Annotated in this window: 1 pseudogene; it reads left to right on the top strand. The window is 66.1% G+C overall.

Annotation, left to right across the window (positions count from 1 at the left end):
• Positions 1-369: pseudogene (locus O3W51_RS48360) on the top strand (hypothetical protein); the annotation flags it as partial.
• Positions 370-505 lie beyond the last annotated feature (136 nt).

Genomic DNA, 505 nt, shown 5'->3' with positions numbered 1-505 from the left:
GGCTCCCGCGGCGGTTCCGGGAAACACCACCGCACCCCCAAGCAGTGGATCAACTACCTGCGCGTGCCGACCTTCGTCGCACTGCTCCTGCTGATCACCTGGTACCCCCTGATCCTCAACAAGGTCCCCGGCTATCACCTAGCTACGGGCCTGCCCTCCGACGTATTCCTCGGCCGCTGGCTGCTCATCACCGCCGCCCTCTTCGCCGCCTCAGCCCTCTGCCTGATTACCTCCATGTGGCGCCAACGCACCCCGCGCCCCCAGCCACCCACGCAGCCCGGTCCTGGCGCACCGCCAACTGGCTCTCCATCTGCCGGACCAGGTCCTCAACCTCCACCTGGGCACAAGGCACCGGATGACGAAGCCTGAAACGGTGTGAGAGTGCGGTACGTGACCTGATGTCCGGTTGATGCTTGGGGTTGGGTGAGGAGTCCTGGTCGGCGGGGCGGACTGGTACTCAGGTGCGGGGCTGAGCGAACAGGCCGGGTTCGGGTTCGGTGAGAAT

It is taken from the genome of Streptomyces sp. H39-C1, from assembly GCF_027158125.1.
Taxonomy (GTDB): Bacteria; Actinomycetota; Actinomycetes; order Streptomycetales; family Streptomycetaceae; genus Actinacidiphila; species Actinacidiphila fildesensis.
Note: the sequence above shows the minus strand (reverse complement) of the source record. Positions and strands in the feature narration are given on the sequence as shown.